27 protein-coding genes, 1 tRNA gene and 1 pseudogene are annotated in these 24,059 nt (G+C 58.8%); 24 read left to right on the plus strand and 5 right to left on the minus strand.

Annotated features, from left to right (window positions below):
• Positions 1-28: 28 nt before the first annotated feature.
• Positions 29-1,309 carry a serine--tRNA ligase gene (serS, locus tag GH663_RS19090; protein ID WP_153133189.1) on the plus strand — a complete coding sequence of 427 codons (1,281 nt, stop codon included), beginning with the start codon at positions 29-31 and terminating at the stop codon, positions 1,307-1,309.
• Here the strand turns inward: serS and mltF are convergent.
• A complete protein-coding gene (gene mltF, locus GH663_RS19095) occupies positions 1,299-2,705 on the minus strand; it encodes a membrane-bound lytic murein transglycosylase MltF (RefSeq protein ID WP_153133190.1) in 1,407 nt (468 codons plus the stop codon). The genes serS and mltF overlap by 11 nt on opposite strands.
• Before the next feature lie 26 nt (positions 2,706-2,731).
• On the opposite strand from mltF, the gene GH663_RS19100 reads away from it, so the two are divergent.
• The 4 genes from GH663_RS19100 to GH663_RS19115 all read left to right on the plus strand — a co-directional run bounded on the left by GH663_RS19100 (position 2,732) and on the right by GH663_RS19115 (position 5,988).
• Positions 2,732-2,819, plus strand: a tRNA-Ser gene (locus tag GH663_RS19100).
• Between the two features lie 704 nt (positions 2,820-3,523).
• A complete protein-coding gene (locus tag GH663_RS21460; RefSeq protein WP_153133191.1) occupies positions 3,524-3,718 on the plus strand; it encodes a helix-turn-helix transcriptional regulator in 195 nt (64 codons plus the stop codon).
• Positions 3,718-5,124 (plus strand): hypothetical protein, encoded by a 1,407-nt coding sequence (locus GH663_RS19110; protein WP_153133192.1) that lies wholly within the window; start codon positions 3,718-3,720, stop codon positions 5,122-5,124. The genes GH663_RS21460 and GH663_RS19110 overlap by 1 nt, the downstream gene beginning before the upstream one ends.
• A gap of 429 nt (positions 5,125-5,553) precedes the next feature.
• Positions 5,554-5,988, plus strand: a complete 435-nt coding sequence (locus GH663_RS19115; protein WP_153133193.1) for an HAD domain-containing protein — start codon at positions 5,554-5,556, stop codon at positions 5,986-5,988.
• Positions 5,989-6,250: 262 nt separating this feature from the next.
• Here the strand turns inward: GH663_RS19115 and GH663_RS19120 are convergent.
• A pseudogene (locus GH663_RS19120) lies at positions 6,251-6,658 on the minus strand (leucine zipper domain-containing protein); the annotation flags it as partial.
• A 164-nt stretch (positions 6,659-6,822) separates the two neighbouring features.
• Here GH663_RS19120 and GH663_RS19125 point away from each other — a divergent pair.
• Genes GH663_RS19125 through GH663_RS19135 form a run of 3 tightly spaced genes read left to right on the plus strand, consistent with a single transcriptional unit; the run spans position 6,823 to position 8,852 of the window.
• Complete coding sequence (locus tag GH663_RS19125; protein ID WP_153133194.1) at positions 6,823-7,920, plus strand: type I restriction endonuclease; 1,098 nt, start codon at positions 6,823-6,825, stop codon at positions 7,918-7,920.
• 9 nt (positions 7,921-7,929) lie between these two features.
• Positions 7,930-8,283, plus strand: a complete 354-nt coding sequence (locus tag GH663_RS19130; RefSeq protein WP_153133195.1) for a nuclear transport factor 2 family protein — start codon at positions 7,930-7,932, stop codon at positions 8,281-8,283.
• Positions 8,262-8,852, plus strand: a complete 591-nt coding sequence (locus GH663_RS19135; RefSeq protein WP_153133196.1) for a hypothetical protein — start codon at positions 8,262-8,264, stop codon at positions 8,850-8,852. The genes GH663_RS19130 and GH663_RS19135 overlap by 22 nt, the downstream gene beginning before the upstream one ends.
• Positions 8,853-9,035: 183 nt before the next feature.
• Here GH663_RS19135 and GH663_RS19140 read toward each other — a convergent pair whose 3' ends face one another.
• From GH663_RS19140 to GH663_RS19150, 3 genes are read right to left on the minus strand one after another with little or no spacing between them, the layout of a single operon-like run.
• A complete protein-coding gene (locus GH663_RS19140; RefSeq protein ID WP_153133197.1) occupies positions 9,036-9,410 on the minus strand; it encodes a hypothetical protein in 375 nt (124 codons plus the stop codon).
• Between the two features lie 14 nt (positions 9,411-9,424).
• Entirely contained in the window at positions 9,425-9,670 is a 246-nt protein-coding gene (locus tag GH663_RS19145; protein WP_153133198.1) for a CopG family transcriptional regulator, read from the minus strand.
• Between the two features lie 30 nt (positions 9,671-9,700).
• Positions 9,701-10,342: an AAA family ATPase gene (locus GH663_RS19150; protein WP_153133199.1), complete on the minus strand. Its 642-nt coding sequence runs from the start codon at positions 10,340-10,342 to the stop codon at positions 9,701-9,703.
• A 250-nt stretch (positions 10,343-10,592) separates the two neighbouring features.
• Between GH663_RS19150 and GH663_RS19155 the strand changes: the two genes are divergently transcribed.
• From GH663_RS19155 to GH663_RS19230, 16 genes are all read left to right on the plus strand, one after another.
• On the plus strand, positions 10,593-10,751 hold the full coding sequence (locus tag GH663_RS19155) for a hypothetical protein (protein WP_153133200.1): 159 nt from the start codon (positions 10,593-10,595) through the stop codon (positions 10,749-10,751).
• Positions 10,748-11,386: a sigma-70 family RNA polymerase sigma factor gene (locus GH663_RS19160; protein WP_153133201.1), complete on the plus strand. Its 639-nt coding sequence runs from the start codon at positions 10,748-10,750 to the stop codon at positions 11,384-11,386. The genes GH663_RS19155 and GH663_RS19160 overlap by 4 nt, the downstream gene beginning before the upstream one ends.
• A 51-nt stretch (positions 11,387-11,437) precedes the next feature.
• Entirely contained in the window at positions 11,438-11,848 is a 411-nt protein-coding gene (locus tag GH663_RS19165; RefSeq protein ID WP_153133202.1) for a hypothetical protein, read from the plus strand.
• A 27-nt stretch (positions 11,849-11,875) separates the two neighbouring features.
• Positions 11,876-13,441, plus strand: a complete 1,566-nt coding sequence (locus tag GH663_RS19170) for a type IV secretion system DNA-binding domain-containing protein (protein WP_153133203.1) — start codon at positions 11,876-11,878, stop codon at positions 13,439-13,441.
• Positions 13,442-13,563: 122 nt separating this feature from the next.
• Complete coding sequence (locus tag GH663_RS19175) at positions 13,564-14,037, plus strand: hypothetical protein (RefSeq protein WP_153133204.1); 474 nt, start codon at positions 13,564-13,566, stop codon at positions 14,035-14,037.
• Between the two features lie 13 nt (positions 14,038-14,050).
• Positions 14,051-14,869, plus strand: coding sequence for a hypothetical protein (locus GH663_RS19180; RefSeq protein WP_153133205.1), 819 nt, complete (start codon positions 14,051-14,053; stop codon positions 14,867-14,869).
• 440 nt (positions 14,870-15,309) lie between these two features.
• A complete protein-coding gene (locus GH663_RS19185) occupies positions 15,310-15,975 on the plus strand; it encodes a plasmid mobilization protein (RefSeq protein ID WP_153133206.1) in 666 nt (221 codons plus the stop codon).
• Between the two features lie 54 nt (positions 15,976-16,029).
• Positions 16,030-16,323 carry a hypothetical protein gene (locus tag GH663_RS19190; protein ID WP_153133207.1) on the plus strand — a complete coding sequence of 98 codons (294 nt, stop codon included), beginning with the start codon at positions 16,030-16,032 and terminating at the stop codon, positions 16,321-16,323.
• 98 nt (positions 16,324-16,421) lie between these two features.
• Positions 16,422-20,309 carry a MobF family relaxase gene (mobF, locus tag GH663_RS19195; RefSeq protein ID WP_153133208.1) on the plus strand — a complete coding sequence of 1,296 codons (3,888 nt, stop codon included), beginning with the start codon at positions 16,422-16,424 and terminating at the stop codon, positions 20,307-20,309.
• 68 nt (positions 20,310-20,377) lie between these two features.
• Positions 20,378-20,704 carry a hypothetical protein gene (locus GH663_RS19200; protein WP_153133209.1) on the plus strand — a complete coding sequence of 109 codons (327 nt, stop codon included), beginning with the start codon at positions 20,378-20,380 and terminating at the stop codon, positions 20,702-20,704.
• 14 nt (positions 20,705-20,718) lie between these two features.
• A complete protein-coding gene (locus GH663_RS19205; RefSeq protein ID WP_153133210.1) occupies positions 20,719-21,378 on the plus strand; it encodes a hypothetical protein in 660 nt (219 codons plus the stop codon).
• A 315-nt stretch (positions 21,379-21,693) separates the two neighbouring features.
• Positions 21,694-21,999 (plus strand): hypothetical protein, encoded by a 306-nt coding sequence (locus GH663_RS19210; RefSeq protein ID WP_153133211.1) that lies wholly within the window; start codon positions 21,694-21,696, stop codon positions 21,997-21,999.
• 11 nt (positions 22,000-22,010) lie between these two features.
• Entirely contained in the window at positions 22,011-22,433 is a 423-nt protein-coding gene (locus GH663_RS19215) for a DUF6573 family protein (protein WP_153133212.1), read from the plus strand.
• 86 nt (positions 22,434-22,519) lie between these two features.
• Entirely contained in the window at positions 22,520-22,837 is a 318-nt protein-coding gene (locus tag GH663_RS19220) for a hypothetical protein (protein WP_153133213.1), read from the plus strand.
• A gap of 9 nt (positions 22,838-22,846) precedes the next feature.
• Complete coding sequence (locus GH663_RS19225) at positions 22,847-23,053, plus strand: hypothetical protein (protein ID WP_153133214.1); 207 nt, start codon at positions 22,847-22,849, stop codon at positions 23,051-23,053.
• A 19-nt stretch (positions 23,054-23,072) separates the two neighbouring features.
• A complete protein-coding gene (locus GH663_RS19230; protein WP_153133215.1) occupies positions 23,073-23,312 on the plus strand; it encodes a hypothetical protein in 240 nt (79 codons plus the stop codon).
• Positions 23,313-24,059: the final 747 nt, after the last annotated feature.

The raw sequence follows: 24,059 nt of genomic DNA on the forward strand, positions 1-24,059 counted from the left end.
GGTCGACCGGACAAAAACAGGAAAAACCATGCTCGACATCCAACAACTTCGTACCAATCTCGACGCCGTGGCCGAAGGCCTGGCCAAGCGCGGCAAGCCGATCGACTTTTCCGAATTCAAGGCGCTGGAAGCCGAGCGCAAGACGCTGCAAACGCGCACCCAGGAACTGCAGGCCCAGCGCAATGCGCTGTCCAAGCAGATCGGCATGCTCAAGGGCAAGGGCGAGGATGCCTCCGCGGTGATGGCCGAGGTTGGGGCGCTGGGCGACGAGCTGAAGGCTTCCGAAGCCCGCCTCGGCGAACTGCTCGACAAGTTCAATGCCATCCTGGCTGCGCTGCCGAACATTCCGGACGAGTCGGTGCCGGTCGGCAGCGATGAAAGCGGCAATGTCGAAATCAAGCGCTGGGGCACGCCGCGCACTTTCGACTTTGAGGTCAAGGATCATACCGATGTCGGCGAGGCCCTTGGCCAGCTCGACTTCGCCACCGCCGCCAAGATTTCCGGCTCACGCTTTTCGCTGCTCAAGGGCGGCCTGGCTCGCCTGCACCGGGCGCTCGCCCAGTTCATGCTCGACACGCACGGCACCGAGCACGGCTATACCGAGCTCTATGCGCCGTACCTGGTCAATGCGGCCAGCCTGCATGGCACCGGCCAGTTGCCGAAGTTCGAGGAAGACTTGTTCAAGGTGCTGCGCGGCGACCAGGACCCGCTCTACCTGATCCCGACCGCCGAAGTGCCGGTGACCAATATCGTCCGCGACGAGATCCTCGCTGCCGAGGCGCTGCCGCTGAAGTTCGTCTGCCATACGCCGTGCTTCCGTTCTGAAGCCGGTTCCGGTGGTCGCGACGTGCGCGGCATGATCCGCCAGCACCAGTTCGACAAGGTCGAGTTGGTCCAGGTCGTGCATCCGGAGCAATCGGCCGAGGCGCATGAGGCGCTGACCCGCCACGCCGAAATCATTCTCGAAAAGCTGGAACTGCCGTATCGCCGCATGGCGCTCTGTTCCGGCGACATGGGCTTTTCCGCCGCCAAGACCTACGACCTCGAAGTCTGGCTGCCGGCCCAGAACACCTATCGCGAGATTTCGTCCTGCTCCAACTTCGGCGCCTTCCAGGCCCGCCGCATGCAGGCCCGTTTCCGCAACGACAAGAACAAGCCGGAGCTGTGCCATACGCTGAACGGTTCCGGCCTAGCCGTCGGCCGGACGCTGGTCGCCATTCTCGAGAACAACCAGAATGCCGACGGCAGCGTCACCATCCCGGCCGTGCTGCGTCCTTACATGGGCGGTCTGGAAAAACTCAGCGCTTGAGGTGCAGGCCCCGCGTTTCGCCCTGCAGACTCAGGCGGGGTGGGGCAGCCTGAGCGGCGGGTTCGTGGCGAACCAGAATATCGTAGTAGCTGCGGATGTTCTCGACCAGGATGACCGCCTCGCCGCCGCGGGCGCGGCTTGATTTGATCTTCTCGTAGTATTTCGGCTGGGCGAGCAGCGGCAGGATGCGCTTCATCTCGAACCAGGCACCGGCATCGGCCCCCAGATGCTTGGCCAGCCGGCGGGCGGCATTGAAATGCCCCGGCCCGATATTGTAGGCGGCGAGGGCTAGCCAGGTCCGGTCCGGTTCGGCGACATCCTCGGACTGCTGGTCCTTCAGTAGATTGATGTAGCGGGCGCCGGCGACGATGCTCTCGCGCGGGTCGAGGCGGTTGCTGACCCCGAGGCGGTCGGCCGTCTCTTCGGTCAGCATCATGATGCCGCGCACGTTGGTATAGCTGGTGGCGTTCGCGTCCCAGTGCGACTCGTGATAGGCGACCGCGGCAATCAGCCGCCAGTCGATGCCGGTAATCGACTCGGCGACGTGGAAATGCTTGCGCAGTTTGGGCAGCGTGGTTTCGATCTCGCCGAGGAACTTGACGACATCGCCCTGGTTCAGGCGGTGCACGTGGCCGAAATAGCGATCTTCCAGCCGGGCCAGCGTGCCGTCGCGCTGGACGCGCTCGATGAAGGCACTGGCGCGGGCCGCCAGTTCGACATTGGGGTGGCGCCCCAGTTGCCAGACGATGGGGAGTTCCAGACTCAGGTTCAGCGTCGTGCGCAGGGTCGGCACGAACTGGCTGGCGATGTCTTCCAGATTGGCATCCATCACCGCATATTCAACCTTGCCGTTACCCAGCGATTCGAGCAAATCGAGAACGTCGCCCTGGCCGACTTCGACGACCTTGAGTTCGGGAATTTCCCGGGCCAGGCGCCGCAGGGTCTCGGCCTGCCGCGTGCCGGCCATGGCATGGACCGTCTTGCCGCCAAGTTGGGCGACCTCGGTCAGGGGCAGCGAGGCGTCGTGCTGGGCGAGCAGGTCGCGGGTCTGGAAAATCGGCGGGGTGGCTTGGGTTTGCGGGTCGCTGCTCGGTGACAGCCAGGCCGCAGCGATGTGGTAATCGCTGCGGTTCAGGCGGTCCGCCAGTTCATTGGGCTGGGCGACGATGTATTTGACGCCGACGCCGAGTTCCTGGGCGAAGGTTTCGATCAGGTCGCGCTCCAGTCCGCCGCCATTACCGTTGTCGTCATTCGAATAAGTCAGCGGTCCGGCTTGCGTTAGAACGACCAGGTCATGCTGGGCAGGTGTCGGAAATGGCAGGCGCGAAGCGTTTTCGCCGCAGCCGGCGATAAAAAAACAAAAAGTAATCAGTAACAGGGCTATTTTCAGACGCATTTGTTGTGCTATTATTTCGCTCCCGCGGAGAGGTGGCAGAGTGGTCGAATGTACCTGATTCGAAATCAGGCGTACTGCAAGGTACCGTGGGTTCGAATCCCACCCTCTCCGCCATTTAATTGAACTAAGCCACTGATTATAGTGGCTTTTTTCTTTTTGTGCTCCAGTGATGTACAAGACAATGTACAAACAGGTAATGACCTAGGCCGATCTTTGGATTGGCCTTTTTGCTTTCTAGGGCTCTTTGGGTAGCCGCTAGGGGAACCGGTGAAACACCCTCACCCCTGGCTTATAGGTTCATGCAACGCAGAGATGTTGCATACGGATATAGCGCAAGTCGTTGATTGTGTGAATATATTTGTTGTTTTGCGTACGTGGGTGTGGCACAATTTGTCTCATGCACTCTCGTCATGCACATCTCCAACTTGCTCAGCGAATCCGCCAAGGCATCTCTGCCCGTAATGATGCTCGGCTGGGCTTTGCGGCTGTGCATGACGTTAATGCATTACTCTTCGCGCCGAAGGCAATCGCGGGCTATGGCGTTAGCCAACTCGTCATCGTGCCAGCATGGCTATCGGCCGCCGTGGCTTCGCTCCTGTGCATGCTGTTAAGGAATGCCAGCAATCAATCCCAGTCCCTCCAGCCGGTTCCCCCAGGGGAACCGCCCCAGCCAAGGCTAACGCACGTCTGCTTAGCCTCGCGCCTCCTTCCCGTCCCTCGCGCCGCCTGGCGCTGAGGCCGGGTTAAAAGGGGCTGCGCGCCCCGCCTCAACGCCAGCCTAAGTTTTTGCGCAGTCTCGTTATGAATACGAGGCAAAAATGGCAAATGAGTTTCTTACTATCGAGGACGTGTGTGCGCGCCTGAAAGTCAGCCGCGCGACTATTTACCGCTGGATCAAATGCGGGAACTTCCTTGCTCCTGTAAAAATCGGCGGTTCTGCGCAACAGTCCGCTGCGCGTTGGTCCGAGCGGGCAGTTAGTGCTTGGATCGACCAGAAGTGCGGGGTGGCGTAATGGATATTTGTCTCGCCCGTAAGGATTTATTCCGCCAGCCCGCAGTCCTCGGACTGGCTTGTGACTACCGCGTATTGCTGGCTTGCTGCACTGTACATCCATATCGGAAAGCCTCCGGCGTCACGTACTTCGATCCCCTTGCCGCCACACTTATCGGCTTCGAACACAACGTCGCAGTGGCGGGATTGAAGGTTTTGGATGGGCTCGGCCGGGTTGTTTTCGACGAGCATACGCTTGAAGTATTTCCTGCTGACTTCTTCGAGGTCAACAACATCAGAGGCCAAAGCTGGTTTGCAAAGCATGCAAAGGAGAACACCAAGAACGTCCGCTCTGCGCATGTCCGCGAAAGCATGGAGCGCTTACGTGCAGAAGCTAGTGAGCTAGTCCCAAGCCTTGCGGTGCGGCTTAACCTCATTTCTAGCTTGCCCCCCCGCGGCGGCAAGGTGATGGTCTCCGATGCCGCGATTGCCTTGGCACTGGTTTGCAATGAGCATATCTCGGCGGCTGGTATCGGCGTGCTGAACGTCTCGATGCTTGCGGAGATGACTGCACAGACTAGCGCCGCCGCCGCCCAGGGCGTTGCCAACGTCGCGAAGCGCGGCATTGTCGATGTCGATTGGTCGACGGGAGAATACCGGGTTGTTGGTTGGCTTTCCATGCCAGGCAAACTTGACTACAAGAACCAGCAACTCGACGCCATTGGCGCGGCACTCGAAATCCAATCTCGGCGTCTAAAAAACGCGGTAAAGCGTGACCTTGAACGCCTTCTCAATACAAAGTTCACCGAACTTGCAAAGGCTTTCTCATTGCAATCAAGCACTTCCTGTGTACTCGACTTTACTCTACTTCACTCTAGTTCACTTCACTCCACTCAACCCGCTCCGGCTTCGCCTTCGCCTTCGCCAAAGACAAAAAGCGATAAAGGCGAGGATGGGGATGGAGTTGTTTTTAATGAAGAAGAAAAGACAAAGGCAAAAGCGCGACTCCAAAATGCAGGGTGGAGCGATGGAGATGTAGTCGCCATTTTGAAGACTGTCTTGAAAGCAGCTAAGAACAAAGAAGCTGCCGACCGGGCAGTCGCGGCGATAGCCGGGTCGGAGCCGCGCAAGATCCGCAGCACCGGGGCGTTTTGGCAGTCGGTCGTCGAGAAGGCGAATGCTGGGACGCTACAGGAGCCGGCAGCCAACAAGCATTTCAATACCGACGAGGAATGGACTAACTACGGCGATCCAAGAACGGCAATTATGAATCGGATTCAGGGCGCAACTTTCAACCAAGAGAAACGACTCAAAGTTGCACTGGATGCTGGAAAGCAAGCTTTTACTGAAGCTTATCGCGCCATTTTCAATACAGAATTGCCCGACGAACTGGCGTTAATGCTTGAAAAAGTTGAGGACGCAGCATGAAGAGTGCTCCGCAATGCCGGCAAGCTTGATATGCGCGACCTGAAGCCGCCTAGGCCGTCGGAGATTCTTGTCGACTGGCTTGTGCGTGTTGGGGTCGTAGCAACGCCCCAGCGGGGCGCAACCACCGCGAAGCGGGGCGGATGCAAGTCCTGTTGTAACCACACCGTGTGGAGCACTGTCCGGGGCACCGTGTGCCACACGGTGTGGATGGCTGTAAATGGCACTAGACGCATACAGTGGGTTATACAGTATATTGGCCGAATGCTATTTGAAGTTACCGAAACGGGCGGAAGATGGGAATGCAAGCAAGGGTGGTTTGTTACCCAGCTACCCACAAGCTAAATTGGGCAGGTCTTGCGTTCAAACGACCATAGGAAAGGGTGTGATGCATACTCTTGAACAAAGTCACCTGGAATTGAGTTGCAAAGCATGATCATCATGTTGGACTTCGATGGAGTATTGCATCCGGAACCAGCAACAGCAGAACAATTGTTCTGTTCGCTGCCGATTTTGCATGCGATCCTGCTCGCACGTCCTGCAGCTCGCTTGGTGGTGACATCGGATTGGCGCTTAAAACATTCGGCCGAACAACTGAGCGAGATGCTGTTTCGCGGTCGTCCAGAGTTCAGGGATCGCTTTGCCGGCGTGACACCGGAAATTCCCGAATATCGATATGAATATCGTGGTCGCGAACGAGAGGTTGAGGCATGGTTGCAGGCCAACGGGATGACAGATTGGATTGCCGTTGACGATGTTGCAAGCAACTACACTCACGGCTCCCCGAGGGTTGTACTGATCGATTACCGGACTGGGCTGGTCAGCCAGGATATTGACCGGATTCTTGAACTTATCCCGTCAAAATGATGTGGCAGATTATCCGGTTGATCTATCAAAACGGCTCACCTGACGCGATGATATGTTTCAAGCCAGCTCAAAATAGCTCACCTGAACTAGCGGAAATGGCTAATTGCGGATGAATAGTAAGCAAAGATATGAGATGTTTTATGATATTAAGTAACAAATATGTCAAATAACATCATGCTTCGACCATTTTCGTGGTGATTTTTCAGAAGCGTCAATGGTTCTTCTTCGTCTATCAATCGGACTCACCTGAAGCAATTTACCCGCCGTTATCGGTCAGAACCCGCCGGAAGGCGATGCCGAACGAGCGGTAGTAACGGAGGGGCGACAGTAAGGCCCGGCACGCGCTGCGCCTACTTTCGTCAGGCTGGATATCGGCAAAGGCGACTCTCGAATGGTCGTCGAGGGCGACATGGACGATTTCCCAGCCGGCCCGGGGCGAGCTCTGGGTGCGGTCCCCGGTGACCCGATGCCCCGGCCGCTGAAAGCGCCCGGGCTTCTTGATGTCGAGATCGAGCATAAGGCCGGCCCGCCGAAGCCATTTGTAGGCAGTTCGTACGCTGACGCCACTGGCGTGAGCGGCTTCCTCGACTCGCAGACCGCCAGCGAGCATTCGGCGCACAAGAAGGGCTCGATCTTGCGGCGTTAATCGGGCATTTTTATGGATGTTCATTCGGGGCCTCGGAGGCTTGTATGGTGGGCGCCTCCAATTCTCCGGGGAGACGCCCCGAGTGAACAACCTACAGAGAGATCACAGCTAGCGGCAGATTGGCGGCCATCTCAAATTTTGGGATAACATCCGAAAGTCATACGCCAAACAACTATTAAGGGGATTTCATGGACTTCATCGACCAGCTGCGCGCGTTGTCTTCTCGTATTGCAAACACCAAGGATTTGATTCAGACCGAAGAAGCAACGAAGAATGCGATGATCATGCCGTTCATCCAAGCGCTCGGATACAACGTGTTTGACCCGCTCGAAGTTACCCCTGAACTGGTTGCTGACGTTGGCCTGAAGAAGGGCGAGAAAGTCGATTACGCAATCCTCAAAGACGGCAAGCCCATCGTTCTCTTTGAGTGCAAGAAATGTGGTGGCGATCTGAATATCAGCCACGCCGGCCAGCTATTCCGCTATTTCCACGTTACCGAGGCCCGCTTTGGCGTGCTGACCAATGGCCTCGTCTATCGCTTCTTCACTGACCTCGATCAGCCGAACAAGATGGACGAGAAGCCGTTCTTGGAGTTCAACATCCTCGACTTCAAAGAGCAGGACGTTGAAGAGCTGAAGAAATTCGCCAAGGCTGCATTCGATGTCGACTCAATCCTGACGACCGCGAACGACCTCAAGTACACGCGCTCGATTCAGAACCTGCTTTCAGATTGGCTAAACAATCCGTCAGAAGACCTTGTGCGCCTGGTATCTGCCGATTTGCTCGGCGGCAAGCGCTTTACGCCGGCGGTCAAAGAGCAATTCACCCAGATTACAAAGCGGGCTTTCCAGCAACTCATTGGCGACCGCATCAACGACCGCCTGCGCGTCGCCATGACTCCGGACAGCGGCGTCTCCATCCCCAGCACTCCGGTTTCCGTTGCTGCTGCAACGCCGGCAGCAGCGAGTAGCGAAGAGGGCAGTGAAGGCCCGGCGGTCGAAACGACAGCCCAAGAGCTCGAAGGCTTCTACATCGTTCGTTCAATTCTGCGCGAACTGGTGCCGTCGAAGCGTGTTTTCATGCGCGATGCGCAAAGCTACTGTGCGATCCTCTTCGACGATAACAACCGTAAACCGATCTGCCGCCTCCGCTTCAACAATGCCGAACGCTTGGCGTTGGGGCTGATGGTCGGCAAGGATGAAGAGAAGGTGCAGCTTTCCGACCTGGACGACATTTACACTCACGCCGACAAGCTGAAGGCGACCGTCAGCACCTATTTGGCGTGAGGCAAGGTGATGCGTTACCTGTTTGTTGTGTTCCTGTTTGCTTTGTCTGCCTGCTCGGACGGCCCAGACGTTGCAGCCAAAAGGCTGCTAGACAACCTCAAAGCCGGCAAACACCTTGCCGTTGAAGAGTCACTATCCAAAGACATGCATAGCTTCGCCATGCTCATGGGAGGCGTCAATAACGCCAACCTGCAACCGTACTATCGCACCGGCGCCATTGCTGATTTCAAGCTCGTGGAGAGGGAGAGGGCCGAGAGGTCGGTTCGTTACGTCGCTACGATTACGACGACCGCTGGAAAGCAGCAAGACGACCTAGTGACCGTAGTCAAGGAAGACGGGCAGTGGAAAATCGGGAAGTTTTGAAGATGGTTTTGAAAGAGCTCGAGTATGCTCAAGAGTCCGTAAACCAAATGGCTTCAGCAGTGACTATGGACGCCTATGAGAAGGCCTGGAAAGACTGCCTCGGATACCTGATTACGTCGAGAAACAAATGCCTTAACGCGCTAAAAGGCAACCCTAGGGCGCAAAGGTATTTAGATCAGATGACTCACGATCTGCGCAGTGACGGATTGATTTCGTATGTTCTTCACGCCAGAAATTGTAACCAGCACTCCATTCGCCAGATAGTCGAAACCAAAGGCTCACATACCACGGTTACAGGGGGAGAAGGCGGTGGAACAATTGTGCGAGGTAGCATTTCGGGCGACAAACAACCAGAGTCACTTGTGACAACTGGCAACCTGATCGTCAAGTTTACGCCTGCACGCCTTGAAGTAATTGCTGTGATCGATTCTGACCGAGAGTACCAGCCTCCAAGCGATCACTTGGGGAAACGGATTGAAACTCGCATCCCCCACGAGCTTGCGCAAATGGCACTGCAATATTTTTCCAACAGAATCGAAAGCGCATTTAGTGCAGTTCAAAGGGCTTAGTGGCGAAAGAAAACACGAGATAGAAGGATGAACGGAGGTGTGTTACCCACACCCCGACCGGCCTCTGCTCCATAGAGTGAGCCCGGCCTAACTCGCCTGGCGGCTCGCCGTCACCGGCGGGGCGTGGATAACAACCGGTTTAGCCGGTGCTTTGCGCCAGGTCAGACTGGTGCATGGCGAGGGTTAAGAGATTCCCGGGCGGGATCGCAATCGAGCAAAGTGCGCTTGAGCAAGCGCTTCTACGACCTTGCCGGTGTAAGACTGCTGCCTGGCGATCCACTCGCTGTACTCGGGGCTGGGGTCGGCAAAAAGCATGCCTCTGATTTTTTTAAGCAGCTTGTCCAGGGCGTCTCGGAGGCTTGCTTGTTCGCCACCGGTCAGCGTCTCGCCGGCCTCAAGGGCGGCGTACAAGGCGGCGGCTTTCTTGGGCAGTTTCAGGTCTTTCATGACAATCCCCTTGATAGTGTTTAAATAAGTATAAACTATCAAATGACAATCAAAAAGATATTTAAACGATATCTTTTGAATAGCAAAGCCGCCCGCAGGCGGCTTTTTCATTGGCACTGACCAATCTAATGCTTTGCAGTCGCCTGAGAGCACGCAAGATTAATAAAGGCCGCCCGGCTAATGCCATTCTCAGCCGCCGCCGCGTCAATCTTCGCGAGCAGTTCTGGTGAGAAGCCAACAGTAATAATCTGCTTCTTACCACGGATCGTCGAAGGCCCAGGTGCCAGCTTCGCCTCGGCCTCCGGCTTCGCATCCGGTGCGCCGCTGATAAACATGTCAGGCGTCGTTTTGACAGGCTTTTTGATTGTCATTTGATTGCTCTCCAATAGTCGGCTGCTATTTTACTGCTTGCTAAAAACTGCAGCTACTAGCGCTGCAATCTCTGCCTTGGCCTTCGCCTGGCCAAGCACTTCAAGAACAGACAAACCACTGCCTGCAGCCTCGGCAATGCCCTTGCGGCGGCCTATAGCCGTCGGCAGGTAAACCAGCGGCGAAAGCTCCGCGACAGCCTCCGCCGCCTCGGTATTGTCCTTCCCGCTCGCATCAGCTCCATTGAGCACTGCGAAGAGCTTCAGACCGTCGCGCATGCTCAGCGCTTCCTTCGCGATCTCTGCCATGTCGCCAACCCCCCAGACATCGAAGCTGCGGGGCTGGAAGGGGATAACAACAACATCCGACAGCATCAGCGCGGCGCGTAGAGCCGTCGAATCGCGTCCACCGGCATCAATTACAACATCATCGAAATGCCCGGCTTGCTGTTGCACCTGGGCGCGAAGCATCGGCCCTTCTGCGTAGTGCGACACAGCCAAAGCTGGCTGCTGCCCGGCCTCGATGCGCTGGGCGATTGCCTGCTGTGCGGTCGCCTGGCGGTCGCCATCGATCAGCCAAACATTGCGGCCGGCGAGGGCCTGGGCAATGGCGAGATTCACCGCAATCGTGGTTTTACCGACGCCGCCTTTGGTATTCAAAACGCTAACAATCATGATGACCTCTGAGTGATGGTGTGTGGCTAGTGTATGGCAATTAAAACGATTGGCAAACAACATGCAATAAATAGCGTTACGATATTTAAATGATTGTCATCGTGGGCTTGTGTGCAATGGCATACCATGGCATACTAGATGCGCTGATCGATTTGATCGCGAACGCACCGAACCCCTTGCAGCTGCGAGGTAGCGCCACCCAAGGCGCCGGCGGACTGGAGTTTTATTTTTCCCAGCCCGAGGTCCGTTCATGCATACCGCCGATGTTTTGCAACATGCTAAAAACATTGTTGCAGCCAAGTTTCCCTCCGCCTGCCTGATTCCCCAGCCTGACGCCGGGCGCTACTACGTCACCGCCAACGAGCTCGCCGAGCGCCTGGCCGAGCGACTGGCTGGAGGTGCGAAATGAGCACCGCCACCGAGTTCAGCCAGGCCGAAATCACCGCCCTGGTCGAAGCAAACAAGCGCATTGCTATTCGCCTTGGCGCAATGCACGGCATTGACGCGGACGAGGCGCAGGGTATGTATGCATGCTCTGTTGTCGAAGCCGCTCGCCGCTTCGACCCGAGCCGTAACGCCTCGCTGAGAACCTTTGCTGAAGTGCGCTACCGCGCTGCACTGAGCGAAGCTGCGAGCCAATGCCGCTACGGCATCGAGCTCGACGCCGAGGACGCGCCGGAGCTTGCTGCCGACGACCACGACGACGAAGAAGAGCCGGCGGCCTGGCGTTCGGGTAGCGAAAAGAAGATCGCTGAAAAGTTGGCTCTGCTGCCGTCCTCGCTCCGCGCATTCGCTTCGCTGATCGTCAACGGCGACAGCGTTGAGGTAGCCAGCGACAAGCTCGGCATGACGGACCGGAATGGCCGCTACATGGTCGCGCAATGCCTGACTTTGTTGAGTTTGCTCGACCCTGGGGCAGGGCAGGGCTGCTTTGAGTTGCCGGCCTTCTCAATGCCCGCCCGGCCGACCGAGCCGAAGGCGAAGAAAAGCCGCATCCCGCACGTCGCCGAGCTGCCCAATCTCGGGCAGCTCGGCCTTTTCTAAATCCTTCCGCTACCAGCGAATAGAAGACATGAACAAGAAAGGAGTAAGCAAATGCTAGTGACCAAACAAGCCCTCGACGACGCCGCAGCTAGTACCCGGGTCGCGCTGTACCTCGCCCTGGTCGGCTTCGTGTTGGGCGTGCTGCTGACCGCTATTGCGTCGTATCAACTCCTTCCCGAATCGGCCCGGCGATTGATTCCGCCGGAGGCGGTGTTGAAGCTCCAGATTGCCCGCCTGCCGGTTGTTGGGCCGCTGGTGCTGCCCGAGATCGCTGCAAAGCGGCCGGGGATCGCTAAAGAGTCGCCGACGCTCTCAGCGTCATTCGACGCCTGGCCATTCAACAGCCTGCTCGGCGGCCTGTTCGGCGCCCTGGCGCTGCCGTTCGGGGTTGCCTACATCAAGACCATTCGCCTCGACCGGCTCGCCGATGCTGGTCGTCGCAACGCAATTCAACGTCGCTAAACATCAACCATTCAAGGAGAAACACACATGGATAAAGGACTTCTCGCCCTCCTCATCGGGGTCGGTATCTTTGCCGGCGGTTTGTGGGGGCTCAAAGCAGGCGTTCGCGCGCTAATTCAGCTTTCGCTGAAAGCGCAGTACGGCATCCTCGCCGGCATCGCCGCCGCCCTGGCGCTCATTACGCCGGCCGGATTCCTCAACGCATTTGCTGTGTACGCGCTGCTGCTCATGGGCGGCTGGACGTGGATTCTGAAAAAGACCGGGGGCTTCAGTCGGAATAATGACGGCCCGACCGTTCTTCGCGGCAATCAGCTCGCCGACGTGCGCGAAGTTCAAGCTCTACTGAAGAATGAAGAGAGCAATATCGCCATCGGCCAAGTTGCCATTCCGAAGCGCTTCGAGCCGACTAACTTCCTCCTGGCCGGCGCACCGGGTACGGGTAAATCCCAGACCTTTCACCAAATCCTCGGCCCGGTTCGCGAAGTCGGTCAGAGGGCAGTCGTGTCCGACGTGGGAGGGGAATTCGTGAGTCGCTATCTCCGTGAAGGCGACGTAATCCTCAACCCGTTCGACGCCCGCAGCGTGTCCTGGAGCCCCCTCGCCGAAATGCAGGGTGAGTGGGACGCGGAGCGCATCGCAAAGAGCATTTGCCCGGACGGGGAGGGCTCGGCCGCAGAATGGAACGGCTACGCTCAAACCCTGCTCTCCGCCGCCCTGGCCAAGCTCTGGGCGACTGATGGCAACAATGGCGAGCTAATGCGTTTGCTCACGCAAGCGTCGCATAGTGAGCTCAAAGAGTTCATCGACGGCACCCCGGCGGTTGGCCTCTTTGCCGACGGTAATGAGCGCATGTTGGGGTCCATCATGGGCATCGTGTCGAGCAAGATTAAGTGCTATCAGTACCTCGACCCCGCCGCCGGCATCGATGCATTTAGCGTTCGGAAGTTCGTCGCCAACGACGGCGCCGGCTGGCTGTTCCTGAGCTTCACGGACCCGCAATTCACGTCCCTGAAACCCATCATTGCCACCGTCCTCGACGTTGCCGCGAGTGCCGTGATGGAACTGAAGCCGAGCAGCACGCGCCGGGTTTGGTTCGCCCTGGACGAGTTCGCGACGCTGGGCTATATCGGCGCCCTGTCCGACCTACTGGCGAAGGGCCGCAAGTACGGCGCGGCGGTGATTCTCGGCGTTCAATCAGTCAGCCAGATTTTCAGCCCATACGGCCGCGAACTGACCAAAACGCTGCTGAATTGCTTGGGTACGCAGCTTATCTTGCGCTCCCCGGACCCGGAGACGGCTGAGTATTTCAGCTCAATTTTCGGCGAGCAGGACATTCAACGCGTGAACCACTCGACGAGCAGCAATGGCAGCGACGTGAGCCACAGCCAGAGCGTTCAATACACCACGCAACGGGTCGTGATGAGCGCAGAGGTAATGGGGCTCAAAAATCTCGTCGGCTATCTCAACTTGGTCGGCGATACCCCGCCGTGCGTCGTGAATATCCCCATCGTCCACGGTGAAGAAGTCGCCGAACGCTTCGTCCCGAAAGCCCGCAAGCCGAAGACCGAAACCGCCGAGCCGATGCCCGCGTAACGACTCTCAAACCACCCCAACCAGAACCCGGCCGAACGCCGGGTTTTGTTTTTTCCGAGCGCAGGGAGAAGAGAGTAAGGCGGGCCAGATCGGCGGCCAAGTTACTACCCCTCGGAGGTGCAATGTACGACACACTCATGCAAACCGTGGCTGCGATGGCAGTCGCGTTGTACTCAAGCGTCGACAAGTCCATCGCTGCAATCTGCGGCTTTGCCTGGTCCTCGATCCTGCCCTATACCATCGGCCTCGCGGTCGGCCTTTCGATTGTGCACATGCTCTTCCACGACGATCTGGTACGCGGCTGCCGTCAACTTATCAGCACATGCCTGCCGCTGTTTATTGTCGTGTGGCTGGTCAATCCAAGCGGCAAAGACGGCTGCCGAGTCGTCGGTATAAAGAACGACATTCTCCAAATGCGCGCAAAGGTTGCCGGGCTGGTGGCGCCAGATTTCGCCGGCCCGCCGGCGACGCTGATGAAGAAAACCGTTGAGAGGATGGAGTCGGTTAATGCAGCGTTCCAGCAGCGAATTTTGACCGCCATGACCGAGCCCTACGGACCGAGCGCCCCCTACCAGAACCAGCAAGCCGGTAAATAAAAGGAGACTAAGCATGATTTTCGACGCTCTTTCCTCGTTTGGGGTCGACCTCGCCATCAAGGCATTCAGCATAGTTAGTGTCTGCGCAGGCGTGGCTACCGCCCTGGTGGCTATCGCGACGCCCCTGCTGGCCGACACCGCACTGGTCCTGGCAGCAGTGTTCGCGCCGCTAGCCCTCGCAATGTATCCAATTTCAAAAACGTGGAGTTACAACGCCGTCAATCTGGCCGTGCAGTCCGGCCTTACGGCGGTCGGCTGCAGCGTTTTCCTCCAAATCTTGTTGGGTGACAGCGGAATTTTGCAAGCAGCGGTGAATTCAACGGCCGCGAAAATGAATGCGGACAACCAGTTCCTTCCGGTGGTCGGGGGCATGCTCGGCATGATCTGTGTCTATGCGCTGAGCTGCCTCGTGCTGCTCTCGATCCCGCGCATCGTGCAAGCTGTTTTCGGAGGATTTTCAGTCGACGGCGGGGCTGTTGCTGGGGTGATCGGAGCAGCGGCGGGCAGTGTTGGCGGAGCCGCTGGGCGAGCACTTGGGCCGGCGGCCGGCCTGGTAGGCAAGGGGGCCGCGACGGCGGTCGCCAGCGGTGCAGCGGCCATGGCGAAGGGCATGGGTGACGGCGTGGCAAAGACCACAATGAGCCAGACTGCGCGGGTATTGAACAGCCTCGCCGGAGGTGCTGGCAAGGCACCGGGCGGGGCGCCAAATAAAGCGCCAGGAGGGACTCCTGCTGGAGCTCCGAAAGTTCCGCAGGGCGGCATCCTTCGCGCCACTCCCCAGACGCCGCAGCCGAGCCCGCAACCGGGGCCGACTGCTCCGCCGAAGCAGTAATCAGGAAGCCCCGCCAGCGAGCGGGGCGGGTATTCCGCCAAGCCGGCCAACGAGCCGGCTTTTCTTTGCCTCCATCCTCTTCTTTTCAGGCTAATCCCTCGCTGATCCAACTCGAGAGCAAAGGGGCTGGACCGGCAACAAGCCGGGACAGGGGAGAAGACTTCACGAGCAACAAAACACAGCGGGACTCAAAAGCAAATAATAAACACACCTGCCTTATCAGTTGTCTGACGACAACCGATGAAAAACCGCTCCGCAGCCCGCATAGCGCCGTGGTTTTCCCGGTTCGGCAGCGTGTCCGACACTGTCCGACAGGCACGGCCGGAAACCAAGCGTTTCCAGGGCTTCCCGTGTCCGACGCCAGTTTTTCCGCTGCACTCCATAAGCCTACATGTCCGACAAACGTCCGACGGAAACCAAAAGGCAAGGAGAGAGCAGAAATGGCAGGCAAGAAACTGAGCGCTCGCTGCACCGATGAGCAATACCTGCGGATCGTCCGTGATGCTGAAACGATTGGCGTAACCGTGTCCGAATTCGTTGTAACCGCAGCTCTCAATATCGGCGCTCGCACCGAATCCGGCGCCATGGAATCGGCCGCTTTGTCGGCGATCCTTGAACGCCTCGACGACCTCGAAAGCCGTCTCGGCAACCCAGCCCCCGGAGGGGCGGGCGTGTCCTCCAATACCCCCCAAGACGGCCCCGGCCTGAACGAAATCGGCGAGGCTATGGCGGACCTTTATGCCGGCCAGAAGCGCACCCAAACCGCGCTGGAACGCACCGACGAAACGCTTAAATACCTCGTCGCCAGCGTTGGGAAAATCTTCGACCACCTGGCGCGCTCGGCGGCACCGCCGGCCGCACCCCGACCGGCCCCCGCGCCGACCCCACCGGCAGAGCCAAAAGCGGAGACATTCCGCCGCTGCCGCCCCGGTACGGTCTTCGACGAATACCGCGAAACGGACGAACAGCCGCGCCCCGAAAGGGAGGATTTTTACCGACGAAACCTGCAGCGAATTGTTGATGCGGTGGGCTGGGATTCAAACGTCAAACCAGACCAATACGCTTGGGCCGGCATGACCCCGCCGCCGGGTTTGTACAACCAGTGATTTCCGCCGACACGCATACGTAACCATCACCCAAACCGAAAAGGAGAAGCACCCATGAGCCGCACCCCAACCATCGAAGCCCTCGAAGCAAAACGTACTGACTTGCTCAACCAGTTGAAGCAGATTGACACCGCAATCAAAGCCGCCAAGGAGCGTGAAACGCAGAAGAAGTCGAAAGCAATTCTCGACGCATTGGCCGCACGCGGCCTGCTCGATTCCGACCTTGATACGGTCCTCGCCGCTATCAGCAATGCACGCGTTCCGGTCATCGGAATTGCCAAAACGGATCAGCTCAAAGCTGTCTATGGCGAGCCGGGGCAGAGCCAGAGCCAGAGCCCAAGCAACTAACCCGCGAGCCACCCAATCCCGCACCCGGCCGAGCGCCGGGTTTTTCTTTTCCGCGCCCGACGACAAGAAGGAGGGAAAGCCAAAACGGAGCAATCAGCATGTTGTCGAGCAAGAGTTTGTCAGCGGGTAGCGGTGCGGATAAGTATTACGAAAACCTTGCCCGCGAGGACTATTACGACAATGGCGGCGAGCCTCCCGGCCGCTGGGTGGGTGCGCAAGCGGAAGAGCTTGAACTTGCCGGCAAGATCGAAAAGGGCGAGCTCACGCAGATCATGCAGGGCTATCACCCGAAGACGGGCGAAGTGCTTTCAGCACGCCACGGCCCCGCCCACAAGCCAGGTGAAGACCTTTGCTTTAGTGCTCCGAAGTCCGTTAGCCTGGCTTGGGCCAACGCCGACCCGGCGACGCAGAAAGCGATCTCGGATGCCATGCACGAGTCGGTTGCAAAGACCATCGAAAAGATGGGCCGTGACGGTTCGTATCGCTGCCAATACGGCCACGACGGCACGGAGAAGCGCCCGCACACCGGCGGCCTCACGGCCGCGACTTACGAGCATTCAACCAGTCGCGAAGGCGACCCCCAGTTGCACGTCCACGCCATCGTGATGAACATTGGCCCGGACGGCCGGAATCTCGATTTCGACAAGCGCTCGATGATGCTCAATGGCGCATATTTCCGCGCCGATTTCGCCGACCGCTTGCAGCAAATGGGCTTCACCATCGAGCGAGATAAAAGCAGTTTCCGCATCGCCTCGATCCCGAAGCAGTTGGAGAAAGACTTCTCGAAACGCCGCCAACAAATCGAGGCTGCACTGAAGGAACGTGGCCTATCCGGCGGCAAGGCCAGCCAAGCGGCGACCATGGCGACCCGCGTCGAGAAGGGCCTTGTTAACCGCTCGGAGCTTTTCGAGAAAGCCCGCGCCGCCAGCGCCGAATTCGGCGTCACCCCGGCCGCCATTGAGGCGATGCGCCAAGGCGAAAAGCCCGCAATCGAACCGATGCCCGAGCTCCCCGAGTTGGCGAATCTCGTCATCGGCCAGCAAAGCACCGTCACCCCGCAACAGCTTGAGGCGGCAATCTATCAGGAATGCCAAGGCAAGCTTTCCGCCGACCAGGCCGAGCAGCTTTTCGAGAACTTGAAGAACTCGCCGGATCTCATTGAGCTCCGCGACCAGAACGGAAACGCCCGCTACACGTCGCGCGAAATGTACGAAATCGAGCGCCGCATTGCCGACCGTGCGGCCGCCATGTCGAAGGAGCATACCCACCCCGTCGGCGCGCAATCGCTCATCGCCGCGATGGACGCAAAGACGCTAAGCGATGAGCAAAAAGCGGCGCTCATCCACATCACCGGCGACGAGCGTATCGCACTTGTGGAAGGGACGGCAGGGGCAGGTAAGTCATACATGATGGATGCGGCACGCGACGCCTGGGAGCGCGACGGCTACACCGTGCGTGGGTGCGCTTTGCAAGGCAAAGCAGCGGAAGGCCTGGAGCAGTCGAGCGGCATCAAGTCGGAGACGATCCACGCCACGTTGTTGAAGCTGGAGAACGGCAAGCTGGCGCTTGATGCGAAGACCGTCGTCGTCGTCGACGAAGCCGGCATGTGCGATTCGAGGCTTATGAGCCGGCTGCAGGACCACGTCGACCAATCCGGCGCGAAGCTGGTTTTGGTCGGCGACACGTCGCAAATCCAGCCGGTCGATGCGGGCGGCGCCATGCGCGCCCAGCGCGAAGCGATTGGCAAGTTTGCGGTGATGAACGACATTCGCCGGCAGAAAACCGACGAAGAGAAGGCCATGGTGCACGACGCCAAGGCCGGGCGCAGCGAGAAGGTCATCGCATACCTCGAAGCCGGCGGCCGGCTCCATCAGCATGAAGATCGTGCCGCTGTAACGAACGCCATGGCCGCCGGCACCGTTGCCGACCTGGTGGAGGGTAAGACCTCGCTCGCACTGGCCGAGACCAATGCAGAAGTGCATGCAATTAACCAGCTTGCCCGCGAGCAGGCAAAAGCGGCCGGCCTCGTTCAGCCGGAAGAAGCGAAGTTCTCGACGGAGCGCGGCGAGCGTCAATTCGCGGCCGGCGACCGGGTGATTTTCCTCGAAAACGCGAATAACCCGCGCGTCAGGAACGGCACGACGGGCACCGTCGAAAAGGCCACAGACGGCACGCTAACCGTTCGCCTGGACGACACCGCCAAGAAGGGCGCCGACGGCAAAGAAGACCTCGCCACCGCCCGGCGCGTCACCATCAACCAGAACACGTACAACAAGCTCGACCACGGCTATGCGATGACGGTGCACAAGTCGCAAGGCGTGACGGTAGATCGCGCCCACTATGCCCCCGGCGGGATGGCGCACCGCGAGCTCGCATATGTCGCGCTCAGCCGCCAGCGCGAAACCGTGCAAATGCACATCACCCGCGACCAGCGCGATGGTCTGGCGAAGCAGCTCGCCCATTCACAAGCCAAGGGTAGCAGCAGCGACTTCGCCAAGGTCGAGAAGCACCAAAACGCCATCGACCAGGCCGAGGCCCGCGTGCGTGCCGCCGACGCTGAAATCAAGAAGCTGGAAACCAAGATCGAAGCCGAGCGCGCCAAGCTTTCCGAGGCCAAGGACAAGCAAGCAGAAGCACAAATCAACCATGCAAAGGAGCAGCAGAATGCAAAACCCGAACCCGACCGATACGGACGAATCGACCCAGAACAGCAACGAGCAGCACAACGAGCCATCGCCGATTTACGTCAGCGAGACGCTGCAGCGGATCGCGCTCCCGGAGTCGGACAAGCCCAGCAAATCGAACGCATGCGCGACGTGTCCCGGATCGATTTGGTTCACCAGCGTAGTGCCGAAGAAGGAAAAAAACGCGATGGCGCTGAAGTGTTACTGCAAGCCCATGGGCGCGATGACGTGGGAGCTAAGAGCGCCGGAGATTCAGCATTGCGACGGCAGGGAGCAGGAGATCGCCCGGCTGATCGCCGAGATGACCAAGCAGTAACGAAGTCGCAAGAACGCCTTGGCAAGCTTGAGAAACAGCTTGCCGAGGCTAAGGCCGAGCGCGCCAGCGCAGCCAGGACCGAAGACCGCGCCCGCCTGAAACAGGCCAGCGCTTGGGACAAAGAGAAGGCCGCGAAGGCTCAACCGGCGAAGGAACAGCCGAAGTTCTCCAGCACCATGAAGCGAGATCCCGCCGAAGCAGTGAAGCGCGACGGCGAGCTCGCACGCAAAGCCCTGGAGGCCCACAAAGCCGGCGAGCGCCTGCCGGAGGGTAAGAAACTCGACAAAGCCATGAAGGCCGGCGAATACAAGGCAGTGAAGGACAGCGAGGGGCGCACGTACTTCCAAAACACCAAGAACGGCACGACTCTCGCCAAGTCCTTGAACCCTGCCGCCCAGCGCTCGACCACCAGCCGCAACCTAAACCACCTGGGCGCGACCTCGACGAAATACACGATTGTCGACAAGAAAGTCCTCGGCGTAAAAATTGGCACCAGCGTCCTCAAATCTGGTGGCAGCCTCAAAGCCGAGGCCGCCGGCCGCATGCGCGACGCTCTTCGGGAAACGACGAAGGGCAACGCACTAGCCAAGGCCATCGCCAAGCCCATCGACAGCGCGCTCAAGAAGGGCGAGCACTGGCAGAAAGCGGGCATGCTCGAATCCGTGGCGGCGCGCATTCAGATTAAGGCCGAGCAAGCAAAGGCCATTCGGGAAGCAAAGCGCGAGCTCGAAGCGAAGGTAAAGGCCGCCGACGCCACGGCGAAGCGCGAGCGCAACCCGGAGCTTGCAGCGACCACGGAAGGTGCCAAGGAGACGCGCCAGGAACTACGCAAGGACGTAGAGCGCGGCGTAGAGCTACCGCCGAGCAAGGCGGCAGAGGCAGCCAAGGAGCTCGCCGGGCGAGAGCTCCCCGAGCCAAAAGCACCGGCCAAGGAGATCGAGGCGCCGGCAAAAACCAAGGACACCGGCCGCGACTATGGCAGATAGGGAAGGGGGCTTCGGCCCCTTTCCTATTGATGCGATACGTGACCAGGAACAACACAGGAGAAAGCGAAATGAACGAAGAACGGCCCGAGCCGAAAAAATCAAACATCCGCCCAGACCTTCATATTTCATTTCAAGCTTATATGCCTGTGGACTGCCGCAACTGCTCAGATCATGCCGACGTTGCGTCCATATTTACCGCGTGGCGCGGACAGTTTGATTACGCGGAGACGCGACGGTTTTCAAGCACTGGGAGTGAGGATTGCTACGTACCCCTCAACGAATTTGAGGCTTTTATCAAACCAGAACATTTAACCGAGGAACTGCGCAGCTTTGTAGCAAAAGCCCACGAAGCCGGCGCTGGGTCCGTTGGTGTTTTCTGGAACTGCGAAGACTAATAACGGAGGATGCAATGAACTTTGAATTTCGCGTGGACGCAGTAGAAGAGGCAACCGAGGGCGATGAGGACAGGGTTCTCGTAAAGTTCACGATGCTGCGCGGGTTTGAAACGCCGCCGATTTTTTCGCATCAGATCGGCACCGGAATTTCCGACATTGAGGGCCGGCGAGTTTGGCCGGGTTACTGCGCCCATTCCCGCACTGGTTGGTATTACATCACCGGCAATTCGAAATTCGCGCCGGGGCAAGTTGTTGTTGGAACGATTCGAACGCAGTTGCGGCCAGCAATGACCAAAGACGAGATCATTACTCAATTGTCGGAAGACCCGCGTGGCCGGATGGTTGTGTATCAGTACGGCAGCACTGGCTGGATCGTGCCGGACCCCAGGGCAACCGGCGGCAAAGTGGCGGAAGACGGGAGCGGCGGCAACTCCGAAGAAGCTGAATTCATTCCGTCGCTGTGCATGGTTGCTGAGTTGCTGCGCGAGGGACTGCTTGAGCTCGACGGCGAGGGGTATGCAAAGCTCGCCGGCTACACGTTCACCCCGGCCATCGGCAGCGATTTTTGCTATGGCACGATTGGAGAGGATTTCAGCTTGAACGATTGCTTCGATCTAATCGACCGGTGGGGCGGCGCAAAAATAGCAAGCGAGTTTTGGGACCATTGGCTTTAATAGCCAACCAGAACAAGGGGGCTTCGGCCCCCTTGGCGTTTGCTACAGACCAATTCGGCCGCGCCTCACCTTTCCGCCGACCCGTCTAAAGCGCATGCAGCCCCCTAAACGCCGACCTTAGCCGGAAGGCGCAGAACAAAAGGGCCGGCTACGCCTGAAATGCTCACCCGATCCTCTTCGACCTGGCGCGATGCGCTAGGTCTTCGAGGCGTGCGGCCTCTGCTTTCTCCCTTTCATTCCGCTTCACCCTTCCGGCCGCCGTGCGGCAAGGGGCAATGCAAGCAAGACGGATCAACGGAAAAGGAGGAAGTAACTATGCGCAGCTCGAATCCATCGCAAACGCAAGTCAAAGGCAGGGATGCAGCAATCCAGATCACTTGTAACAGCGAAGGCATCACCGCCCAAACTCTCGACGGCGTGACGTACTACACCACCACCCGCCGGGGCGTGGAATACACGGCCTATGTCCTGGGCGGGCAATGGTTCGTTGCCAGCCACCGCGCAACCCTCGGCCCCCGGCACGTTGGCGGAGGCCGCTACTACCAAGACCTCGACGCCCTGGCGAACGGCTGCAAAGCCTTTGCCGCTCTCCCGGTTTTCCTCTCTCTCGCCACCCGCTAAGGAATCGTTACATGAACACGAACGCCAACACCGCCGCCGACCTCTTCGAGCTCTTCGGTTCGCCCATCCACACCTACACCCGCGCCCAGGCCATCGAGGACGGGGTATTGATCGAACTGAGCTACTACGAAAGCGACACCGCGTCGGTTTGCCGCCAGCACTACAAGCACCCGATTGCATGCACCGCCGCCGTTTTCGAGATCATGCAAAAGGCCGTCGAGAACCCGCGCTACTGCAACGACTACGCGGGAATTCTTCACGACATGCTTTTCATGTCCAAGGCCATGGCCCGCAAGCTCGACGAATCCACCGTGATTTTCCGCTGCATCATCATGGGCGCAGGGCGGAGCAAGTACCACGACTTCAAGCTCCAAGTCGGCCCCGGCGACCAGGGCGAGCCAGTGATAACGATCATGCTCCCCCGCGAAGACTAGCAGCCAGCCAGCCCCGCCGGGCTTTCCGCCCGGTGGGAATAGTGGGTATGGCGGCCGAGGCCGCACGACCACACAAGGAGCAGCACATGCTTAAAACGACCCTCTTCGCGATCCTCTTCGCCGGCTCCGCCACCGCTGAGCCCGGCGCCGTGACCTATGCCCAATATAGCGATGCTATCGGGCACGTCGTCGAGCGCTTCAAGACTGCACACGCTCAGCCCCTTCGCGTGTGCTACGACAACGCCGACCGGGAGCGCGCAAAGGCTGTCTTGATGCAAGCGCGCCTCGCCGATGGTAAGCCCATGGCTTACGAAATGCTGCACCTTGAAGGCGGCGGCTATCGCCTGGCCACCGTCACCGATCCCGACACCTGGCCGCGCAAAGTCGCGTGCCAGAACGTTTGAGGGCCGGCGATGATTTGGCGGATCTTTGCCCACGCTATCGGCCTAGTGATGATCCTGGCGCTCGCCAGTCACTTTCTCGGGAACGGCATCATCGACGCCGGAATCGGGCATATCACGGGCGGGCTTGAAGAGATTGGCGAACTCGCGAAAAAGCTCGGCCAGGATGGCACGGCCGGCGATCTTGGGCGAAAAGTCGCCCGGATGCTGAACCTTTGACCCCCATCGGGAGCAAGGCATGCAACAAGCAGAGGATTTCGAGTTCACCCCGCCGCCGCTGTATCGCCTGGTGCTCGGCGAGCCGGCATTCGCCAATGCTCGCACGGCCGACGCAACGCTTGGGGCGGTGGTGGCGATGGACGGCCGGCTACCGGATGCGGACCTGGTCCTAGCGGCGATGCATCGCTATGCGCTGCTCGCCCGAGATCCTGCCCTGGTCGATTTCATCGCTTCACTCGATGAAGCGATTAACTCCTAATAGCCCACGAACGGCCGCTTTCCCATCCAGCGAATGCGTGCTCCCGACCCTCTGCGGACCTTCGCCGTCTTGATGCTCCAACGGCCGATTACTGATTCGAGCAGTCGTACAGCGAGGGGTGTGACCGGGAGCTAATCGGCCAAAGCCGCCCTTGGGCCTCAGGCCAGCACCGGGCTGCAATGCGCCAGTTACCGGCCGCTCAGCCGCTGATGGCAGTCAATGGCCGCTTTCGTCATCTGCGTAGGACGGTACCCGACCCAATCCGGCCAGTCGGCTTTCTCCTAAGCAGCCATTTAGCCAAAGGCCGTTTCTGCGAAGTGGAGTGCTACAAAGCGGTCGCTGGCTTCCTCACACTACCGGCCAATAGCGGATATTCAATGGGATGGCAGTAATTGGCTGCTTTCTTGTCTGAACCGGCCAGTTAGGTGTAGGGACACGATGCTATTCTCGTGTGCGATGAGTGAATTACGTCACTAAGTAGACGCTCATGACGGTCTACAAAAGCAGGGGCGATTCATTCCTTCATTGATTCATTATTAGCTAGCGTTGCAGTGCCCAGGAAAAGCTCAATGCTCAACCAGACATAGCCGAACAGTCCATGCATCGTGATAGATGGCCTGTGATTCAACGTGATTTTGTCCATTTTGGTTTTCGTCTTGTGGCGTAGAGACTTTTGACGGTTTAGTCAAAGGAACTGACAGCCTACGTACAACACATGACATAACCATGAACGGCAAATGACTGCCG

Source organism: Dechloromonas hortensis (genome assembly GCF_009469765.1).
Classification (GTDB): Bacteria; Pseudomonadota; Gammaproteobacteria; order Burkholderiales; family Rhodocyclaceae; genus Azonexus; species Azonexus hortensis.

Excerpts from the sequence above, each read along its gene's own strand:
- GH663_RS19220 (WP_153133213.1), top strand. The coding sequence starts at position 22,520 with ATGCTTAAAACGACCCTCTTCGCGATCCTCTTCGCCGGCTCCGCCACC.
- GH663_RS19200 (WP_153133209.1), top strand. The coding sequence starts at position 20,378 with ATGAACGAAGAACGGCCCGAGCCGAAAAAATCAAACATCCGCCCAGAC.
- GH663_RS19130 (WP_153133195.1), top strand. The coding sequence starts at position 7,930 with ATGCGTTACCTGTTTGTTGTGTTCCTGTTTGCTTTGTCTGCCTGCTCG.
- mltF (WP_153133190.1), bottom strand. The coding sequence starts at position 2,705 with ATGCGTCTGAAAATAGCCCTGTTACTGATTACTTTTTGTTTTTTTATC.
- GH663_RS19115 (WP_153133193.1), top strand. The coding sequence starts at position 5,554 with ATGATCATCATGTTGGACTTCGATGGAGTATTGCATCCGGAACCAGCA.
- GH663_RS19190 (WP_153133207.1), top strand. The coding sequence starts at position 16,030 with ATGAGCCGCACCCCAACCATCGAAGCCCTCGAAGCAAAACGTACTGAC.
- GH663_RS19165 (WP_153133202.1), top strand. The coding sequence starts at position 11,438 with ATGCTAGTGACCAAACAAGCCCTCGACGACGCCGCAGCTAGTACCCGG.
- GH663_RS19215 (WP_153133212.1), top strand. The coding sequence starts at position 22,011 with ATGAACACGAACGCCAACACCGCCGCCGACCTCTTCGAGCTCTTCGGT.
- GH663_RS19140 (WP_153133197.1), bottom strand. The coding sequence starts at position 9,410 with ATGAAAAAGCCGCCTGCGGGCGGCTTTGCTATTCAAAAGATATCGTTT.
- GH663_RS19225 (WP_153133214.1), top strand. The coding sequence starts at position 22,847 with ATGATTTGGCGGATCTTTGCCCACGCTATCGGCCTAGTGATGATCCTG.
- GH663_RS19180 (WP_153133205.1), top strand. The coding sequence starts at position 14,051 with ATGATTTTCGACGCTCTTTCCTCGTTTGGGGTCGACCTCGCCATCAAG.
- GH663_RS19125 (WP_153133194.1), top strand. The coding sequence starts at position 6,823 with ATGGACTTCATCGACCAGCTGCGCGCGTTGTCTTCTCGTATTGCAAAC.
- GH663_RS19160 (WP_153133201.1), top strand. The coding sequence starts at position 10,748 with ATGAGCACCGCCACCGAGTTCAGCCAGGCCGAAATCACCGCCCTGGTC.
- GH663_RS19205 (WP_153133210.1), top strand. The coding sequence starts at position 20,719 with ATGAACTTTGAATTTCGCGTGGACGCAGTAGAAGAGGCAACCGAGGGC.
- GH663_RS19150 (WP_153133199.1), bottom strand. The coding sequence starts at position 10,342 with ATGATTGTTAGCGTTTTGAATACCAAAGGCGGCGTCGGTAAAACCACG.
- GH663_RS19175 (WP_153133204.1), top strand. The coding sequence starts at position 13,564 with ATGTACGACACACTCATGCAAACCGTGGCTGCGATGGCAGTCGCGTTG.
- serS (WP_153133189.1), top strand. The coding sequence starts at position 29 with ATGCTCGACATCCAACAACTTCGTACCAATCTCGACGCCGTGGCCGAA.
- GH663_RS19230 (WP_153133215.1), top strand. The coding sequence starts at position 23,073 with ATGCAACAAGCAGAGGATTTCGAGTTCACCCCGCCGCCGCTGTATCGC.
- GH663_RS19145 (WP_153133198.1), bottom strand. The coding sequence starts at position 9,670 with ATGACAATCAAAAAGCCTGTCAAAACGACGCCTGACATGTTTATCAGC.
- GH663_RS19210 (WP_153133211.1), top strand. The coding sequence starts at position 21,694 with ATGCGCAGCTCGAATCCATCGCAAACGCAAGTCAAAGGCAGGGATGCA.
- mobF (WP_153133208.1), top strand. The coding sequence starts at position 16,422 with ATGTTGTCGAGCAAGAGTTTGTCAGCGGGTAGCGGTGCGGATAAGTAT.
- GH663_RS19110 (WP_153133192.1), top strand. The coding sequence starts at position 3,718 with ATGGATATTTGTCTCGCCCGTAAGGATTTATTCCGCCAGCCCGCAGTC.
- GH663_RS19155 (WP_153133200.1), top strand. The coding sequence starts at position 10,593 with ATGCATACCGCCGATGTTTTGCAACATGCTAAAAACATTGTTGCAGCC.
- GH663_RS19170 (WP_153133203.1), top strand. The coding sequence starts at position 11,876 with ATGGATAAAGGACTTCTCGCCCTCCTCATCGGGGTCGGTATCTTTGCC.
- GH663_RS21460 (WP_153133191.1), top strand. The coding sequence starts at position 3,524 with ATGGCAAATGAGTTTCTTACTATCGAGGACGTGTGTGCGCGCCTGAAA.
- GH663_RS19185 (WP_153133206.1), top strand. The coding sequence starts at position 15,310 with ATGGCAGGCAAGAAACTGAGCGCTCGCTGCACCGATGAGCAATACCTG.